The following is a 404-nucleotide window of genomic DNA, read 5'->3' on the forward strand; positions in this document are numbered from 1 at the left end:
TTCGACAGCCTGCCGGCTGGTGTCAGCCGCGACGTCACCTTCACCTACCAGGCCAAGGACGACAGCGGCGCACTGAGTGCCCCGCAGACCATCACCATCACCGTCTCCGGCACCAACGACGCGCCGGTCGCCCAGGCCGGCAGCGCAACGACCGAAGAGAACACCATCCTCAATGGCCAAGTCCCGGCCGCCAGCGACGTCGACGGCACCATTGCCAGCTACCAGCTGGCCACCGATGTCGGCACCGGCAACGGCACACTGACCTTCAACTCCAATGGCGGCTATACCTTCGATCCGGGCCACGACTTCGACAGCCTGCCGGCTGGTGTCAGCCGCGACGTCACCTTCACCTACCAGGCCAAGGACGACAGCGGCGCACTGAGTGCCCCGCAGACCATCACCAT

At 65.8% G+C, this 404-nt stretch carries 1 protein-coding gene; it reads left to right on the forward strand.

Annotation, left to right across the window (positions count from 1 at the left end; translation table 11 throughout):
* The coding region (locus DK254_RS06465) for an Ig-like domain-containing protein (RefSeq protein WP_177412031.1) at window positions 1-404 on the forward strand (404 nt) is incomplete at both ends.

It is taken from the genome of Pseudomonas sp. RW407 (genome assembly GCF_003176655.1).
GTDB classification, from domain to species: Bacteria; Pseudomonadota; Gammaproteobacteria; order Pseudomonadales; family Pseudomonadaceae; genus Pseudomonas; species Pseudomonas delhiensis.